Raw genomic sequence first — 334 nt, forward strand, 5'->3', positions numbered from 1 at the left:
TACAAGCCGGCGGAATACTACGTCGTTGAAAGTCACTATCCAAAATATGTCTGCCCGGCTTGTAACAAGCTCGTTCAGGCAAAAAGTCCCAAGCGCTTGCTGGGGCAATCACCGTTCGGTGAAGATGTGATTGCACAAATCGTTGTCGCAAAATTCTCTGACTTTCTCCCGTATTATCGCCTGGAAAACATCACGGAGCGTGCCGGGCATCGAATTTCGCGTCAAACGATGCATAAACGCATGGAGGAGTTGAGTGACAAGTTGCTGTGGCTGAATCTGGCTCTCAGAAAAGACATCAAAGGCAGCAGTGTTTTGTGCATGGATGAAACGACTA

General features: G+C 48.2%; 1 protein-coding gene. It reads left to right on the forward strand.

Annotation, left to right across the window (positions count from 1 at the left end; translation table 11 throughout):
* On the forward strand, positions 1 to 334 hold a 334-nt coding region (locus tag K7H91_RS24705), incomplete at both ends, for an IS66 family transposase (protein ID WP_230722826.1).

This window comes from Martelella mediterranea, assembly GCF_021021415.1.
Classification (GTDB): Bacteria; Pseudomonadota; Alphaproteobacteria; order Rhizobiales; family Rhizobiaceae; genus Martelella; species Martelella mediterranea_C.